Raw genomic sequence first — 17,962 nt, forward strand, 5'->3', positions numbered from 1 at the left:
TATGTCGGGATACAATGTACTTGCGGATCTGGAGCTTTACACACTGCTAAAAGCGGGTGATAAGGTGGCATATACCGAAATCTACAACCGCTATTTTTCACTTTTGTACCTGCATGCTTTAAAGAGACTAAGGGATGAAGAGGCTGCCAGAGATCTGATCCAGGATCTTTTTGCTACGCTGTGGCTGAAACGCGAGGTGCTTACGACTAAAACTAATCTGTCTAACTACTTGTTTACTGCGGTGAGAAATGGGGTGTTTAATTTCATTGCCCATCAGAAAGTAGCCTCCAGATATATCAGCGAACTGCCTGATAAAGTTGAACCCAGCGAATGCATTACAGATCATCTGGCCAGGGAGCGGCAACTGGCTGCGTTAATTGAGAAGGAAATAGGTGAATTGCCGGAGAAGATGCGTGAAATATTTTTGCTAAGCCGGGTAGAGGGTCTTAGTCACAAAGAGATAGGAGAGCGACTGGGGATATCAGAGCTGACGGTGAAGACCCAGGTGAAAAATGCCCTCAGGATCCTGCGCGGAAAACTGGGCGTTATTATTTATTTTATTTTTATCTACCCCCACCTCTAGGTCTTTGCTGTCTATATAAAACAGGCCGGTTAGTCCAGCCCTTTTATTATGGAAAACATTGACATTATAGCCCTTACTAAGAAATACAATGCTGGCGATTGCACACCTGAGGAAATAGCATTGCTGGAAAACTGGTACTTGCAATGGATACCTGAAGGTATAAAAGTCGATAGTGAACAAATAACTGAGGCCAGTGATGCGGTGTGGAGCAGGCTTCCTGTCTATCAGGAAGATGCTTATCCGGAATTGAAGTTACCTTCGCGTATTATTCCATTGTTAAGGAAACTAGCCGTAGCAGCATCTTTGCTGATCTGCATTGGGATTGGGTTTTACTTTTATCAGAAGGAAATAAAAACAGGTGAAGCGATCACTGCTTCTAATGACATTGCACCGGGAGGCGATAAGGCAATATTGACTTTGTCTAATGGTGAGAAGGTTCTTCTGGACAGTGCGGTCAATGGTGAGCTGATGAAACAGGCAGGTATCACCATTACGAAAACTAAAGACGGAGAGCTGATCTACACTGCAGATAAAGATGTTGCGGGTAAGCTCGTGTTTAATACGATTGAAACTCCAAAAGGTGGACAGTACACGGTAATTCTTCCCGATGGTTCTCGCGTGTGGATCAATGCGGCTTCTAAGCTGGTTTATCCTGTAAGGTTTGCCGGCACTGAGCGAAGTGTGGATTTAGTTGGTGAGGCGTATTTTGAAGTAGTGCACAACAAAGCCATGCCTTTTAGGGTAAAAACAGCTGCCCAGCAGATAGAAGTATTGGGTACGCATTTTAATGTAAACAGCTACCCGGATGAGCCTGCGATAAAAACTACCCTGCTTGAAGGTTTGGTGCGTATAGCGGTAGACGGGCAGATAAATAATGACAGGATTTTAAAGCCAGGTGAGCAATCAGTGCTGGCTGATAAGCGCCTGAACATAGTAGTAGTAAATACGGAAGAAGCCATTGCCTGGAAAAATGGGGACTTCGTATTTGAAAATCAGACACTTCCTGAGATCATGAGAAAGATTTCAAGGTGGTATGATGTAGAGATCGACTATCAGCAGGCTGCAAATCCACAGGAAACATTTAGCGGTACGGTGTCGCGCTCGCGTAATCTGTCGGCTGTACTTAAAATGCTGGAATTAACCACCCAGTTCAGATTTAGAATAAAGGGTAATAACATCACTGTAATTAATTAGCATCCTAATAAAATCAACATATCAATTAAAAACTAAAACCAACTAACTAAATCAACATGAAAAAAAGCTACCACAAAAGTCCTTAAGGCGCAAGTGTAAGAAAGGCTATAAAAAAGCCGGATTCCGATGGCGTCGGAACCCGGCTAAAAGTTTAGGCCTCATCATTAATCCCGGTATATGACCGGTGATTGAGTTAACAATTTATTAATGAACCCTTTCGATATGCACCAATTGGTTGTACAGTAAATGCATAGCGAAATAAACTCAAACAAATGTATGAATTTTTATACTAGAAAATTATACAGGCGGATAGCCTGTATCACACAAATTTTGCGTGTTATGAAACTAATTATTTTCTTATTAACGACAGCAATTTTACAGGTAAGCGCCAGCAGCTTTGCGCAGCGCGTGACAATTAATTTGAATAAAGCATCACTGACTGCTGTTTTTAAAGAGATCAGAAAACAGACAGGGTATGACTTCTTTTATTCTGACCAGGCGATGAAGAATGCCGGAAAGATAAACATCAATGTTAAAGATGCTGATCTTAGAACAGTAATGGAATTATGTCTGGCCGACCAGAAGCTCAGCTACAGAATTGATGATAATATCATAGTAGTCAAGCAACAGGTTAGTATAGGCATATTCCGCAATTCAATACAGCCAAGAATCTACATTGGGATAGTACTGGACGAAAATGATAAGCCACTGGCTGGCGTGGGTGTTAAAGTAAAAGATAGTAATCTGATAATCACCACCAACGTGGAAGGCCGGTTTACCACACCAGTAATTACCGATCCGGAGGCGGTGCTGATCTTTAGCTACGTTGGCTATGTCACCCAGGAAATAAACGTTTCAGAACTAAAAGCGCCCATAATTATTAAACTCGTAGTAGCCAATAGTGCTCTGGACCAGGTGCAGGTTTTAGCCTATGGCTCTACTACAAAAAGATTAAATACAGGGAATTCTTATACCATTAAAAGCAGTGAAATAGAGAAAAACCCTGTTCCAAATATCCTGCAGGTAATGCAGTACAGGGTTCCAGGGCTGTCTATTTCACAAAATACAGGCCAGGTAGGGGGGTCTTTCCTGGTTCGTGTAAGGGGACTAAATGGATTGAACAACATTGATCCGCTGTACATAGTAGATGGTGTCCCTTTCCCGGCAGGTGGTTTGAATAACAACCCGAATGGCATGTCCGGCGGTCTCCCTACTTTGTCAAACAACCGCGGTTCAGGTACACTGGCACAACAGGGCGGAAACGCGCTGAACTATATTAATCCTATTGATATTGAAAGTATTGACATTCTAAAAGATGCTGATGCAACTTCCATTTACGGCTCGAGAGGGGCTTATGGGGTGATCCTCATTACCACCAAAAAGGGCAAACAGGGAAAGCCTAAGCTAAACGTTAACCTGAACCGTGGTGTAGCCACACCTGGTTCTTTTCCAGAGCTGCTAAAAACTGAGGACTACCTGATGCTAAGACGTGAAGCGATCAGCAATGACGGACTGACGGTAACGGCTACTGATCTGGATCTCAATGGAACCTATCCTGAGGATGCGTATACCAACTGGTCTGAGGAACTGACCGGGCATACAGCGGCTACCACCCGCTTAAATACCACCTATAGCGGTGGTACGGAGCTGACCAGTTTCTCACTGAGCGGAAGTTATAATGACCATGGTAATGTGCTGCAAGCCAAAGGCTATAACAGGGACGGATCTTTAAGGTTTCAGATCAACAATACCACGCCAAATAAAAAGTTCAGTATAGACCTTTCCGGCTATTACAGTTCTACTGTAAATACCATGGTTCCCTATGATTTTACTGGTGAGGCTTCTATCTTCAGGGCACCAAATGCACCTTCTTTCTTCCTGCCTGATGGCTCGCTAAACTGGGAGTCTGGGTCTAATCCATATGCCTACATCAATGCAATCTATAAAGGGCTGACCAATAACCTCTTTGGAAGCACTTCATTGAACTATAAACCAGTTAAAGGACTTACGCTGCGGGCAGTATTGGGATACAATCTTCTTACTGGTAACGAACTGAGGGCTATTCCCACCACGGTATTTAATCCGGTAGGCGCAAATAACGGGCAGAGTACCAACAGTGCGAATAATGCGTATAACATCCGGACATGGTCTTTTGAACCCTTTGCCAATTATGTAACTAAAATTGCAAAAGGAACGCTGAATATTACAGCAGGGGCAACTTTACAAGATAAACTGAACAACCAGACCACCATTACGGGTACGGGCTTTGTTGCTGATGCAAGGCTGAACAATCCATCGGCAGGTACTACGCTTACGCAGAATTATAACCAGTTTGTATTCAGGTACGAGGGTTATTTTGGTAGTATCAATTACAATTGGGACAATAAGTATTTACTTAATCTAAGCACCAGGTATGATGGTTCAACCAGGTTTGGCCCCGGACATCGCTATGGGCTCTTTGGTTCTGTCGGCCTTGGTTACATTTTTACTGAGGAGAATTGGATCAAAGACAACCTGTCCTTCCTTAGCTTTGGTAAGCTGAGGGGCAGTTATGGGACCAGTGGCGGCGATGGTATCCCTAATTATCTTTACCTGTCTACTTATGCCACCACAACCGCATACCTGGGCAATACGGCATTCCTCAACAATGGTCTGGCCAACTCAGACCTGCACTGGGAAACTACCGATAAACGCGATATTGGCATTATTCTGGGCTTTTTTAAAGACAGGCTAACCATTGATGCTGGTTATTATAAAAATACTACTACTGAGTCATTGGTACAACAGCCGCTAGCCAGTACTACAGGATTTATTTCCATTGCCCAGAATTCGCCTGCCAAAACACAATCGACGGGTGTGGAGCTAATCCTTACCAGCTCCAATCTGAGAGGAAAGGATTTTAACTGGACTACTACTGCGGTAATGACTGTGCCGCAGACTAAACTCGTTGCTTTTCCGGAAGGCCAGATTCTGACTGTTTCCAATTACCTTGTGGGCAAATCACTTACAAACATGAAGGTATTTGACTATGCAGGGGTAAACCCTGAAACAGGGGTATACAATTTCATCAATGCCGCAGGAGTACAGGGACCGTATCTGACTGGACTTACTGAAGCCGATAAGATCAGAAATGTAGATGTTGCCACCAAATACTTTGGCAGCATTTCCAATACAATCAGCTACAAATCACTGTCTGTAGACTTTACTTTCAGCCTCATCAATAAAATGGGCTTCAACTATCAGGGAAGGTTAATGTATCTTCCGGGCACGCTCAATCAAAATACTACAGAATGGGCATTGGACCGCTGGACTACTCCAGGGCAGGTGACGAATGTACCAAAGGCGACTACTAGTTTCCTAAACAGTCTGCTAGGCCAAAATACATTCAGGTTAAGCTCAGGTGCCTATGAACGAATTATCTATTCGCGTCTACAAAACGTGAGCATCGCTTATGACCTGTCCAATTCATTCTTTAAACGGATTAATGTAAACAATATGCGTGTGGTACTGAGTGGACAGAATCTATTGACTTTTTCGAAGTATCATGACCTTGATCCGGAAAACAATTCACTGAATTCTATGCCTCCATTGCGTGTGTTTAACCTTGGCCTCAATTTTACGCTTTAACTGAAAGAACAATGAAACAAAAAAATATAATCCATACCGGCACATTAGCTTTAGCATTGATGCTGTGCCTTATCCTGGTTTCAGGCTGTAAAAACTTCCTGGAAATACCATTGCCTACTGATAAACTGGCTGCTGATGGAGCCTATCTGACCGATAATTCGGCAGGGGCGGTGATCACCGGCATACTGAGTAGTGCCGCCAGCAATTCCGCTTATGGCGGAAGCAACAACAATGAATCTATCGGTTACCGTACTTCACTCTACATCGATGATTTTCAGCTGATCAATCCAAACAGTACCTCAAACACAGCCTATTTAACAAGCGGGGTATTTCATGCCAACACGCTTACTGCTGCCTATTCTACACAATGGAGCGTCCTGTACAAGCAGATTTACTATGCCAACCTGGCGATAGAAGGAATCACGGCAAACCAGGGTAAACTGGTGAATAAGAACCAATGGCTGGGAGAAGCATTGTTTATACGTGCATTTTCTTATTTTGACCTGATAAATTTGTATGGTGATGTGCCATTGGCCACTACTTCAAATTATCTTGCCAATAATGTGCTGGCAAGGAGTTCTAAAGCGCTTGTGGTGACTCAAATGATCAATGACCTGAAACAGGCAGAAAGCCTGCTGGGTACTACCTATCTGAACGGACTGAGCGTGGTAACACCTAATCGTGCGAGGCCGAATCAATTTGTGGCAAGTGCATTGCTAGCCCGTGTGTACCTGTACAATGGGGAATGGGCCAATGCGGAAGCTGCTGCTGCTAAAGTCATCAATAATACTACGGCTTATGAACTGGTAGCTCCGGGTCTGGCCTTCCTGGCAAATAGTAGGGAAACGCTCTGGGCACTGGCACCAATGGCCAATACAGGGGCTACTTTTGTAAGGGATTATGGTCTGTACAACGCAGGTATGCCTGCACAAGCACCAACATCAGCTAATATGGCTACTTTTTCCATGACGCCTATCAGTGAGTCATTATTCAATTCCTTTGAAGCCAATGATGCCAGGGTTACCAACTGGCTGAGACTGACTATCACAACGGCATCGCCAACAGCCGGACGTTTCTACTTTCCCAATAAATACAAAACAAATGTAGTGGGTGCAGAATTCAATATCGTGTTAAGGCTGGCAGAGCAATACCTTATCCGAGCTGAGTCCAGGGCCCGGCTGAACAATCTGAGTGGGGCCAAGACTGATGTGGACGCAGTAAGAAACAGGGCCTCATTAGGTGGCATTACAGCAACTACACAGGCAGAAATGATCAATGCGGTTCTCAAAGAGCGCAGGACAGAGTTGTTCTCAGAATTTGGCCATCGTTTTTACGACCTTAAGCGTACAGGGCTGATTGATGCTGTAATGAATGTAGCCGCTCCGCTAAAGGGCGGAACCTGGTCTGGCTTTAAACAGATCTGGCCTATCCCGGCTACTGATGTAATTGCCAATCCAAACTTGACACAGGCACCTGAATATAATTAATCTACATACACTTATTTGTTAAAGCCATCATGGGCCAGATACCGGTAGGGGTGCCTGACTCATGATTGCTTCATTCTTCAATAACTAGAAACTCATGAAAACTTCAATTAAAAATAACATAGCATACTGTACTTTTTTTCTTTGCCTGATAATGCTGCAGACGATAGCACAGGAAAAAAAGAGTTTTATCATCAATGGCAGCCTGACAAACATGACACCCACAAAAGTCTACTTAAGATATGATCAGGTAACGGGAAAATCTGCAGATAGCAGTGTGGTTACCAACGGTAAGTATAGTTTTAAAGGGGATGTGGATGCTTCGGTAGTAGCCATGATAGCCTTAACTAAAGACGGTGTGAAATCACCGGCTGACCAATACAACCTGATGCTTGACAAGGGTGTGATCAATATTGTTTCAGATCAGACCATCAGCAATGCTATGGTTACAGGAACCGGCAGCAATGCGCATACTGAATACCTTAAAGTGACTAGGTTTTCATTTAATGAATCTGCTGCCATAAAGAAAATTATCGAGAGCGAAGCATACAAAACAGATGAAGCATTAAAAAAGGAGGTGACATCCAAGTCAAACAACCTGCTGGGGAGCGCTCTTACTAATATGATCGTTTATGTGCGAAAAAACCCTGCATCTCCTGCCAGCCCTTATTTTACCTATGCACTGATTGCATCCGGATTTGTGACCCCCGCTATGATAGATACGCTGTATAGTACTTTTCCGGCTGAGCTAAAGACTTCAAAACTCGGCCTTGCCATCGATACAACGCTCGCTAAACGCAGAGAAGCAGAAATGGAAGCAGCTGCGAAAAGAAAAGCCCTCGATGATATGGTTCCATTGGGTTCTAGGGCAAAAGATTTTACACAAAATGATACTAATGATAAACTGGTCAGCCTTTCTTCTTTTAAAGGCAAGTATGTACTGATAGATTTCTGGGCCAGCTGGTGCGCACCATGCAGGGCGGAGAATCCCAACGTGGTCAAAGCCTATGAAACCTATAAAGATAAGAATTTTACCATTTTAGGTGTTTCGCTTGATTCAAAAAGTGGTAAACAGGCTTGGTTGAAGGCCATCGAGAACGATGGGTTAAACTGGACACAGGTGTCTGATCTAAAGTCTTTTGACAACGAAGCAGCCAAATTGTATGGTGTAAGTGCTATCCCTCAAAACTTTTTGATAGATCCTGACGGAGTGGTCATAGCAAAAAACCTGAGGGGTGAAGAACTGCAGCAAAAACTGGCCTCTGTATTAAAATAAATTAGTACACTTATACAATTGAACTTGAAATATGACCTGAGCAGTTATGCTGTCACTCTTTTGACAGGTATTACTACAAAATAATTTTGCTAAGGAATTAACTCATATAAAAGTGCCTTTTTTAAAAATAAAAAGGCACTTTTGCATTCCCGTAAATCAGTACAACGATGTAAACATAACGCGCATATGGAAGAAATGATTGTTGAAGAGATCACAGCGCTTTTAGAGCAGGAAGATGATGCCCGGTTAAAGGCATATCTGGACGATCTGAATATTTCAGATGTAGAACACCTGATAGATGAACTTCCACAGCATGCCGTTAAATTCATTGAAACATTATCCAGCAAAAGAGCAGTAAACGTATTCAGGATTCTTGACTTTCCAACTCAGGAAAGGATCATTAAGAAACTCCCTGGAAATAAGCTAACTGAACTCATTAACCTCCTGCCTCCTGATGACCGTACTTCCTTATTCAGCGAGCTGAAAGGTGATGCAGTTAAAAAGCTCATCATTTTATTGCCGGCCAAAGACAGGATAGAAGCCCTTTCGCTTTTAGGGTATGAAGAGGACAGTGTGGGAAGGCTGATGACACCGGATTATGTGGCGGTAAAGATCGACTGGACGGTAAACCGGGTACTTTCTCACATCAGGCGGTATGGCAAAAACTCTGAAACAATTGATGTCATCTATGTAATTGACAAAGACGGTGTACTCCTTGATGATATCAGGATACGGGAAATTCTTCTTGCAGATCCCGAGGCAAAAATAGGCGACCTGACCGATCAGCGGCTTATAGCGCTTAAAGTTACTGACCCACAGGAAGAAGCCATCAATGTATTTAGAATGAATAACAGGGTGGCACTGCCGGTAGTAGATGACAATTATATACTGCTTGGCATTGTCACGGTAGATGATATTCTTTGGTTGGCCAATGAGGAGTATACAGAAGATATTCATAAGATTGGAGGTACCCAGGCACTCGACGAACCTTACCTGGACGTGCCTGTTTTTGAACTTTATAAAAAGCGGGTAGTATGGTTAATCGTGCTGTTCTTTGGAGAGCTCCTCACTATATTTGCGATGTCTAATTTTGAGAGCCAAATTGAAAAAGTAGTGATTCTGGCTACTTTTATACCACTCATTATTTCCAGTGGAGGAAATAGCGGGTCGCAGGCTGCCACATTGATCATACAGGCTATGGCACTCGGTGAGATCACCATTAAGGACTGGTGGCGGGTAATGCGCAGAGAGATATTTTCAGGCATTTTTCTGGGAACCACCCTATGCCTGCTCAGCTTTTCGGTGATTATCTGCTGGCAATTGATCTCAGGATCATTGGAAGAACCAACCCGGATTGCCCTGGTAGTTGGCTGTTCACTGGTAGGTGTAGTACTTTGGGGAACCTTGATGGGCTCTATGCTTCCTTTACTCTTGAAAAAACTAGGTGCTGACCCTGCGGTATCTTCTACACCATTTGTGGCAACGCTGGTTGATGTAACAGGTCTAATCATTTACTTCAGCATGGCCCTGCTGTTTCTAAAGGGTGTATTGCTGTAGCAGGTCTTCAGGTATCCTTATTTTTTGTATGGGATGAAAAAGCTGAAGGTAGTACCTTTTGATGGATCGCTTTTTACACTGATCTTACCTCCCTGCATCTCAATAAGCTGTTTGCATATATATAGGCCAAGGCCAGTACCTACCTGTCCTTTAGACGAACTGGTTTGATAATATTTAGAAAAAAGGTTTGGTAGCTGATCAGCAGAGATCCCTGATCCGGTATCAACTATATCAACCTGGAGTGCGTCTCCGTTCTGCAGTTCGGCTTGTACAGTAATTCCACCATTAGGTGTGTATTTTATGGCATTGCTCAGCAGGTTGACCAAAACTTGTTTTAACCGGAAATCATCGCCAAGTACCAGTGCGTTTTTATCTCCTGCAAAGTTATAGCACAATGAAAGCTTCTTTTTCTCCGCACTGTAGCTCATGCTTTCTATCACCTGTTGGATGGTAAAATCAGGATTAAAAGCTACTGTATTAATCTTTAACTGACTGTCTTCCATCTTTGCCGCATCCAGTGTGTCATTCACAGTATGCAGTAGCATGTCAGAGGACCTTCTAATAGATTTGAGCATTTGTGTTTGGCGTTCTGAGAGGCTGGTCTTGCTAAAAACATTCAAAAGGCCTTGAATGGCAGTGAGCGGGTTACGAATCTCGTGGCTCATATGCAGCAGCAAATCCATCTTTTGCCTTGCGGTGTTTACCGATCTTTCATTTTCTTTCCTGAGCAGCAGTTCAGATCTGTTCAGCTGCGTAATAAACACAATCAACAGCAGGGCAAATAGGAGCACCAGGAACAGCGCGGCAAGATAAAATTTATTCAGCAATAAGGTAGTTTCCTTATAGTTCTTGAAGGCCATGTCTTTAAAGGTGCCTGTCATCTGGTAGTCAATATCTCTTAATTCATTGACAATTCTCTCCAGCTCACTGGTAATAGTTGAATTAAGGATTATCAAACGACGCTGCATATCAAGTAAATTTCCATAACTCTGCTGTAGCCGCCGGAGCTTTTCCCTTGTTGCTTTGTCGCCCTTGCGCCCAAAGCCCTGAGCAGATTCCGCGTATATCTTTGTCTGCTTGTTGTGATTGATCTCAATAATGCCCGTGGTAGTACTTGGTTTATTGACAATGGCATCTTTTATTCTGCCAAAAAGCCCTTTCTTCTTACCTGTATCAAATAACTTCTTAAGTGTGTCGGTTTTTTGAGTAGTCTGATTGCGGCCAGGGGTATTGACAACAACCGGCTTTTGCCCCTCTTTAGAAGCAACATTATAAGCCCCATATACCGTCAGCAGAGAATCGAAATCATCCTTTAGCACAAACAAGCGCTCTGATAAATATATTTTTCTCTGATACCATAGGCCAGCTTGTTTTCGCTGTGAGCGGTTGAGCTGTGAAGTATCGGAACTTTGTGTAAGCAAAGTATCAATCTTGTTGAAAGCCAGCAAAAGAGTGCGCTTGTAGGCCGTGCTTTTCTCACTATTGGTATCTAATAAGGAAGCCTGAAAATCATCCTCCGCCTGATGAAGCAGCAGCAGCGCATCTTCCGGATTCACCTTGTCGTTATAACTCTGGGTAAGATCAGAGATCATTGCCAGCTTGTTGGTGATGTTATTACGAACAAGGAGCGCTGCTATCGCAAGAATTGCTACAAATGCCAGGAAGGCCAGCAATATCTTCCTCGACAGAACAAGTGTTTCACTGCTTTTCTTCATTAAACATTGAAGCGGAAGTGCATGATGTCGCCATCTTCTACTACATAGGTCTTTCCTTCTACGCCCAGCTTACCCGCATCTTTACAGGCATTTTCAGAACCCAGTGTCACAAAATCTTCGTATTTGATCACCTCAGCCCGGATAAATCCCTTTTCAAAATCAGTATGGATTACACCTGCAGCCTGTGGGGCCGTAAAGCCCTTAGTAATGGTCCACGCCCTTACTTCCTGTACTCCAGCTGTAAAATAAGTGTATAGGTCAAGTAACCGGTATGCTGCACGGATTAGTTTATTAACACCTGATTCCGTTAAGCCCAGATCAGCTAAAAATTCCTGGCGGTCTTCATAGCTGTCCATCTCTGCAATCTCTGATTCTATTTTAGCCGATATCACCAATACCTCAGCATTCTCATCTTTTACAGCTTCTTTAACACGGTCTACATAAGCGTTGCCATTTATCACCGATTCCTCATCCACATTGCATACATACATCACGGGTTTTTGGGTAAGCAGCCCAAGGTCCTGTATGAATTCAAAATCTTCAGCAGAAACCGCAGCGGAACGTACAGATTTTCCGCTTTCAACATGGCTTTTGATTACGGAAAGGATATCAAAAGTTCTTTTGGCTTCTTTATCCGTTTTAGCCATTTTCTCCACCTTTTGGATACGCTTGGTCACGGTATCAAGATCTTTAAGCTGAAGCTCTGTATCAATGATTTCCTTGTCGCGGATCGGATCTACCGAACCATCTACATGGATGACATTGCCATCGTCAAAACAACGAAGCACATGGATAATGGCATTGGTAGCCCTGATATTGCCCAAAAACTGATTGCCCAGTCCTTCACCCTTGGAAGCACCTTTTACCAGACCTGCAATGTCAACAATTTCTATGGTGTTAGGCACTACGCTTTTGGGTTTAACGAGTTCTTCCAGTTTAGTAAGCCTGTCGTCCGGAACGGTGATTACCCCGATGTTCGGTTCAATAGTACAGAAAGGAAAATTAGCTGCCTGAGCTTTTGCGTTTGATAAACAGTTAAATAAGGTAGATTTACCAACATTTGGTAAGCCCACTATACCACATTGTAATGCCATGTATGTTTTTTTTCTTGATTTGGCGCAAAGGTATCAATTTTTTAAAAATATTCTTTATGTTTAGGGGAACCAATAAACTAAAAAAAATAACACAACATGGAAAATATTGAAGAAAAAGAACCTGAAGTTTTGATTATCACCGAAGACATTCGCAGTTACATCTATGAGACTGCCAAATGGGCAAATTTTCTGTCGATAGTTGGATTTGTGTTCACTGCACTGATGGTGTTATGTACATTTGGTGTGGGGGCATTTATGTCGCTGATGAACAATGCCATGGGAGCTGCAAACCCTTACGCCGCTTTGGGTACAGCCGGACTTACCGTAGTATTGCTGTTTTGTGCACTTATCTATTTCTATCCGAGCTTGCTGTTGTTTAAGTATGCAAATGCTGCAAAGAAAGCAGTACTTTTTGCAGACCAGGCCACTTTAAGCATTGCAATGGGCAAGATGAAGTCTTTTTTTAAGTTTTGGGGCATCCTGATGATAGTGGTTCTTGCATTTTACGGACTCATCTTCTTGTTTGGGATAATAGCAGGTATAGGGGCTGCGGGTGTGGCTTCTTAGTTTTTTTAGATCTTGTATACTTTTGCCAGGTCACTCAATAATATACAATTTGGTTTTAAAAAGGGCTAATGGATGTCAGTCCTTTTTAATCTGCACGGATGGCCTGTACAGGATTTATTCCCGCAGCTTTATATGCCTGAAAAATTACCGTAATCAGCGAGATCAACAAGGCCATAAATCCTGCGGCCATAAAAAACCAAAGTTGCAGCTCAATTTTATAGGCAAATGAAGCCAGCCAGAGCCTGCTGAATACATACCCTATGGGCAAGGCAATCAATATTCCTATCAACACAGGCTTGGTAAAATCTCTGGATAGAATATAAACGACACTTAAATTTGTAGCACCCAGTACCTTTCTGATACCGATTTCTTTAAATCGTCGTTCGGCGGTAAATGAGGCCAGACCAAATAATCCTAAACACGAGATCAGTACAGCCAATACGGCAAAGTATCCAGACAAGAGGCTGACCCGGGTTTCAGCCACATATTGTGCCTGAAAATCCTGATCCAGAAATTTATAATCAAGTGGAAAGCCAGGATTATAAGTTTTATTGAACTCCCCAAGTCCTGCCAGTGCCTCTTTCACTTTTCCGGAAGCGATCTTTACCATGATCCTGTTGGTTCCGGTTGGTTTATATCTTATAAACATTGGTTTGATCTGCTGGTGCATGGATTCAAAATGAAAATCTTTTATCACACCAATGATCTGCATATCTTCTCCCCAAAGGGTAAATATTTTACCTACAGGGTCTCTTAAACGCATCACTTTTATACCTGCTTCATTAATAATGATCTTTGAGGTATCTGATGTAAATTTTTCAGAGAAGCTTCTGCCTGCCGCCATTTGTATTCCCAATGTTTCTATCAGCCCTGTGCTGACATCGGCACGTTGAAATTTAATCACTTCCTTAGGATCTCTGCCTTCCCAGTTGAAAACACCGGTAGTGTAGCTCAGATCACCCAAAAACTCCCGGTTGATGCTGGACGCATTGACCACTCCAGGGATTTTCTTTATTTGTTCAACTGCAAAACCTGCATTGCCGTTAAATTTTCCTGCCGTTTCAAAGTATAGTACATTGTCCTTTTGATAGCCCTGGTTTTTTGTCTGTACATATTCCACTTGTTTATGGATGATCAGTACTGCCACAATCAATATCACTGAAACAGCAAACTGAAATACGACCAGTCCCTGCCGGGTCCACATGGCTCCTGAGGTTAACCTGATCTTTCCTTTCAACGCAGCAGCAGGTTTAAGTCCTGAGAGGTATATAGCAGGATAACTCCCAGAAATTAAACCCGTAAAAATGGTAATCCCAAGTAGTGGAAATACAAGGCCCGGACTAAAACTAAGAGATAAATGCTTTGCTGTCATGTTGTTGAACTGTGGTAGCGCCAGTTCTACAATCAGCAATGAAACGAACATCGCTATTAAACTAAGCATCATAGATTCTGATAGATACTGCAGCATGAGTGATCTTCTGGATACACCCATCACTTTTTTAACCCCAATCTCCTTTAGCCTTCTAGATGCTTTTGCAGTAGAAAGGTTCATAAAATTGATACAAGCAATGATCAGTATAAATACAGCAATCAGGGAAAACAGCTTTATATAATCTATTCTGCCCCCGGCTACCACCCCGTTTTCAAACTGGTTGTAGAGGTAGCTATCTGCATATGGCCTGATGAACAAGGTATAATCTTTCACACCCTTTTCTTTTAAAAAATCTCTGATCCGGGTATTAAACAAGTTAGGATCCGCATCTTTTTTGAGCGATACGAATGTATTTGGACCGTAATTATTCCATTTTGCATAGGTTGCATTTCCTGCAGTCAGTAATACATCCAGTGACACAAGAAAATCAAATTGGTCAGAAGAATTGCGTAGTACATTCTTAAATACGCCCGAGATCAGCGCATGGCTTTCTGCCTCCATCTCTGCATTGGTCCATATTACTTCTCTGCCAATGACGTCAAGGGAATTAAATAGTTTCATAGCCAGTGCTTCTGATACGACTACTGTGTTTTTTTCTGCCAGTACTTTGTCTGCACTTCCTGATAGCAGCGGATAAGAAAATACTTTAAAAAAATCCTTGCCTGCAAATTTACCGGCAGCATTGACCGGAGGTTTACCATTCAATGCTATTTTGCTTTTGGCCAGCCAGTAAGCAGGTGAGGTGGTCACAGCTGTGGCTACATCAGGCACCTCTTTAGCAAGTGCTTCTGCCAATATTCCGGGCGTACCATCTACGGTATTGACCCTTTCTGTAATGTGTTCATTCTGCATTACCTGGTATACGGTTTTGTCATGAAACCCATCCATCTGTACTTCATCATTTACCCAAAGGTAAATGAGCAAGGTGCAGGAGAGCCCGGCGGTGAGACCTATGAGGTTAATGAAAAAAGAACTTTTATATCTTTTAAAATTTCTGTAGGCAAGTAAAAGGTGATGTCGGAACATATCCAGGGTTTATTTCGCATACGGATTCAATCCGTATGCCATTTCAGATAAAGATCGGCTAACGGCATTAAGATAAGGAATTTAAACTGTTGGTGTGCGGTTTTGAACAGTACGTGTACGTATTTGAACGATACCTACACATATGTTTGCAATGTTTTATACCGGGATATCCCCTGCATTGGTATTGAGTTCCAGAACAATTACAGAAGCATCAGCATTGGGCAGTTGCTCCGGCAACTGGAGCGTGACCGATCCATTGGTATCCTGTGTATAGGTTATTTTAGCACCTTTCAGAAAATAAGCCTTATTGACCTTAATTCCTGGCAATACAGGCAAAGAGAGGGTAGCAGATTTTCTTTCAAAAACATGGATAAAAAGCTTTTTAGCTTTGCGTGTAGCAGCGTATGTTTCATTTGGCACAAAAGGTCCTCCCTTGGTGCCATAAATGCTTTCACCATAAATCTTTAGCCAGTCGCCCATTTCCTTAAGTCTTTTTACCTGCCGCTCTTCAATTTGTCCGTTTGCCTGAGGGCCTACATTAAAGAGCAGGTTGCCGTTTCCGCCAGCAGTTTTGATAAGGGTCTGAAGGCATTGCTTTAGGGATTTCATGTTGTCGTTTGGTTTCCATGCCCATTGTTCGCATATGGTCATGCAAGTTTCCCAGGGGTCTTTCATGTTTAAAGTACCGATCTTTTGTTCAGGGGTCGCATAATCGCCAATGGCCGTCGGACTCAATATAGAATGATCATTGCCTGCCGCTACATTTGTGGAAATGCTTTTAAGCCTGTTGTTTATGATTACATTCGGATTTAGTTTTTTAATGAAACTATACACATCTACAGCATGTTCCGGAGTCCAGGGACTTTCCCAGTTGCCATCAAACCAAAGCATATAAGGGTCATATTGGGTAATGATCTCTTCTAACTGGTTTTTCATGGTCATTACGAATTTGTCCATATTTGCATTGGGATCTGCTTTAGCTCCTGAAATATGTATCGGATAGTTTGGGTCATGCCAGTCAAGTACAGTAAAATACACGCAGAACTTGATGCCGTATTTTTTACAGGCTTTGGCCAGCTCACCTAATATGTCTTTTTTGTAAGGGGAACTCATGATGTTGTAATCTGAGAATTTGGTAGGCCACAGGCAAAAACCGTCATGGTGTTTGGCGGTAATTGTCAGGTACTTCATACCAGCATCTTTGGCGGTCTTCACCCAGGCATCTGCGCTAAACAAAAGAGGGTTGAATTGCTTATACAGGTTGTCATATTCTTCAGTTGGGACACCCAAGCCCCTGCTCCAGCCAATTTCAGTACCGCGAAGTGTTACAGGGCCCCAATGGATAAACATTCCGAACCGCTGGTCCATAAAATCATCCAATACCGATTTAGGGGTTTTGATTAAAGAAGTGGCAGATTTTTCCTGTGCATTTAGCTGGAAAAAGAGCAATAGAAAGATCAGTGAATTGAATAATAGCTTCATTGTGTGTGTTTTTGGTTAGAACACCTAAATTAAGCCGTCCCAATTTAGCAAACAATGAACTAAATATCGATTTTAATGAATTATTCTATTGTCAGCTCAGCACCCTGTCTTCAATAGTATGCTTGAAATTTTTGATCTCTTTTTTTAACAAGTGTTCCAGATATGGATTAAGGAATTTCCCTAAGGCAATACCAACCCCGCCAATAGGTGGATGATAAGATAAAACAACTTTAAGCATTGTTCCTCCATGTTTGCTCTCCTCAAATGTTACCTTACCAACATGTCCAAGGGTGCTTCCATAGGCAGAACGCCAACCTATGAGGTGGCCTGGCTCATCCTTGACGATCTCTATATCCCAGTTCATAGAAAATACTTTGCTCAATATCCTGGACTTCCAATCTGAAAGACTTTCGTCTCTAACTTTCACATTCAATAAATACTTGATACTCCCCGGAAGGTTGTCTACATTCCGCCAATGGGCATACACCTCGGCCGGACTGCGCTCTATCTCAAATTCACCTCTTATATTTATGGCTTTTGGATTGGTAGCATCTATTCCCAGACGGTCGTAAAACAGGCAATGGCCGGTTAGACCCCGGTAGCTAAGGTAAGCCCCATACAAAAATCGCGACTTAAATGGTTTGGTAATACTTCGACTGATTAACACTCCGCCCAAAAACATGGATATCATTCGTTCCGTAAGTCCGATGTTTTCATAATGGTGTTTTTCAATAGAGAAATTGCCTGATTTTAGCCTTAAGTTATGTCGATGTAGTTCCATATAGCTGCTATTTTATTTCAATAACAGATATACGGTGCTTAAGTTTTTGCAGGATGTAAATAATGCCAAAATCCTTTAGCTTAATGACAAATTAAGATAATTATTAATAGTTGTTATATTGCAATTTTAGGCAACTAACCAGGC

Annotated in this window: 12 protein-coding genes; 7 read left to right on the forward strand and 5 right to left on the reverse strand. The window is 42.5% G+C overall.

The window, feature by feature from the left end; translation table 11 throughout:
• Position 1 precedes the first annotated feature (1 nt).
• From EZ437_RS13910 to mgtE, 6 genes are all read left to right on the forward strand, one after another.
• Positions 2–583, forward strand: coding sequence for an RNA polymerase sigma factor (locus EZ437_RS13910; protein WP_131596666.1), 582 nt, complete (start codon positions 2–4; stop codon positions 581–583).
• Between the two features lie 48 nt (positions 584–631).
• Positions 632–1,777, forward strand: a complete 1,146-nt coding sequence (locus EZ437_RS13915; RefSeq protein ID WP_131596667.1) for a FecR family protein — start codon at positions 632–634, stop codon at positions 1,775–1,777.
• 339 nt (positions 1,778–2,116) lie between these two features.
• Complete coding sequence (locus EZ437_RS13920; protein ID WP_165500424.1) at positions 2,117–5,404, forward strand: SusC/RagA family TonB-linked outer membrane protein; 3,288 nt, start codon at positions 2,117–2,119, stop codon at positions 5,402–5,404.
• A gap of 11 nt (positions 5,405–5,415) precedes the next feature.
• Positions 5,416–6,891, forward strand: coding sequence for a RagB/SusD family nutrient uptake outer membrane protein (locus EZ437_RS13925; protein WP_131596669.1), 1,476 nt, complete (start codon positions 5,416–5,418; stop codon positions 6,889–6,891).
• Between the two features lie 94 nt (positions 6,892–6,985).
• Positions 6,986–8,164, forward strand: a complete 1,179-nt coding sequence (locus EZ437_RS13930) for a TlpA disulfide reductase family protein (protein WP_131596670.1) — start codon at positions 6,986–6,988, stop codon at positions 8,162–8,164.
• Positions 8,165–8,350: 186 nt separating this feature from the next.
• On the forward strand, positions 8,351–9,721 hold the full coding sequence (mgtE, locus tag EZ437_RS13935; protein WP_131596671.1) for a magnesium transporter: 1,371 nt from the start codon (positions 8,351–8,353) through the stop codon (positions 9,719–9,721).
• Positions 9,722–9,738: 17 nt separating this feature from the next.
• Here mgtE and EZ437_RS13940 read toward each other — a convergent pair whose 3' ends face one another.
• Positions 9,739–11,436, reverse strand: a complete 1,698-nt coding sequence (locus tag EZ437_RS13940; protein ID WP_131596672.1) for a sensor histidine kinase — start codon at positions 11,434–11,436, stop codon at positions 9,739–9,741.
• Entirely contained in the window at positions 11,436–12,530 is a 1,095-nt protein-coding gene (ychF, locus tag EZ437_RS13945) for a redox-regulated ATPase YchF (RefSeq protein WP_131596673.1), read from the reverse strand. The genes EZ437_RS13940 and ychF overlap by 1 nt, the downstream gene beginning before the upstream one ends.
• A gap of 96 nt (positions 12,531–12,626) precedes the next feature.
• Here ychF and EZ437_RS13950 point away from each other — a divergent pair, with 96 nt between their 5' ends.
• Positions 12,627–13,097 (forward strand): DUF5362 family protein, encoded by a 471-nt coding sequence (locus tag EZ437_RS13950; RefSeq protein ID WP_131596674.1) that lies wholly within the window; start codon positions 12,627–12,629, stop codon positions 13,095–13,097.
• Between the two features lie 85 nt (positions 13,098–13,182).
• Here the strand turns inward: EZ437_RS13950 and EZ437_RS13955 are convergent, their stop codons facing one another.
• From EZ437_RS13955 to EZ437_RS13965, 3 genes are all read right to left on the reverse strand, one after another.
• Positions 13,183–15,555 (reverse strand): ABC transporter permease, encoded by a 2,373-nt coding sequence (locus EZ437_RS13955; protein ID WP_131596675.1) that lies wholly within the window; start codon positions 15,553–15,555, stop codon positions 13,183–13,185.
• Between the two features lie 156 nt (positions 15,556–15,711).
• Positions 15,712–17,037 carry an alpha-L-fucosidase gene (locus EZ437_RS13960; protein WP_131596676.1) on the reverse strand — a complete coding sequence of 442 codons (1,326 nt, stop codon included), beginning with the start codon at positions 17,035–17,037 and terminating at the stop codon, positions 15,712–15,714.
• Positions 17,038–17,128: 91 nt separating this feature from the next.
• Complete coding sequence (locus EZ437_RS13965) at positions 17,129–17,818, reverse strand: SRPBCC family protein (RefSeq protein WP_131596677.1); 690 nt, start codon at positions 17,816–17,818, stop codon at positions 17,129–17,131.
• Between the last annotated feature and the right edge of the window lie 144 nt (positions 17,819–17,962).

This window comes from Pedobacter psychroterrae (assembly GCF_004331695.1).
In the GTDB taxonomy this organism is placed as follows: Bacteria; Bacteroidota; Bacteroidia; order Sphingobacteriales; family Sphingobacteriaceae; genus Pedobacter; species Pedobacter psychroterrae.

Coding starts and splice junctions, on each gene's coding strand:
- EZ437_RS13910 (WP_131596666.1), top strand. CDS start 2: ATGTCGGGATACAATGTACTTGCGGATCTGGAGCTTTACACACTGCTA.
- EZ437_RS13915 (WP_131596667.1), top strand. CDS start 632: ATGGAAAACATTGACATTATAGCCCTTACTAAGAAATACAATGCTGGC.
- EZ437_RS13920 (WP_165500424.1), top strand. CDS start 2,117: ATGAAACTAATTATTTTCTTATTAACGACAGCAATTTTACAGGTAAGC.
- EZ437_RS13925 (WP_131596669.1), top strand. CDS start 5,416: ATGAAACAAAAAAATATAATCCATACCGGCACATTAGCTTTAGCATTG.
- EZ437_RS13930 (WP_131596670.1), top strand. CDS start 6,986: ATGAAAACTTCAATTAAAAATAACATAGCATACTGTACTTTTTTTCTT.
- mgtE (WP_131596671.1), top strand. CDS start 8,351: ATGGAAGAAATGATTGTTGAAGAGATCACAGCGCTTTTAGAGCAGGAA.
- EZ437_RS13940 (WP_131596672.1), bottom strand. CDS start 11,436: ATGAAGAAAAGCAGTGAAACACTTGTTCTGTCGAGGAAGATATTGCTG.
- ychF (WP_131596673.1), bottom strand. CDS start 12,530: ATGGCATTACAATGTGGTATAGTGGGCTTACCAAATGTTGGTAAATCT.
- EZ437_RS13950 (WP_131596674.1), top strand. CDS start 12,627: ATGGAAAATATTGAAGAAAAAGAACCTGAAGTTTTGATTATCACCGAA.
- EZ437_RS13955 (WP_131596675.1), bottom strand. CDS start 15,555: ATGTTCCGACATCACCTTTTACTTGCCTACAGAAATTTTAAAAGATAT.
- EZ437_RS13960 (WP_131596676.1), bottom strand. CDS start 17,037: ATGAAGCTATTATTCAATTCACTGATCTTTCTATTGCTCTTTTTCCAG.
- EZ437_RS13965 (WP_131596677.1), bottom strand. CDS start 17,818: ATGGAACTACATCGACATAACTTAAGGCTAAAATCAGGCAATTTCTCT.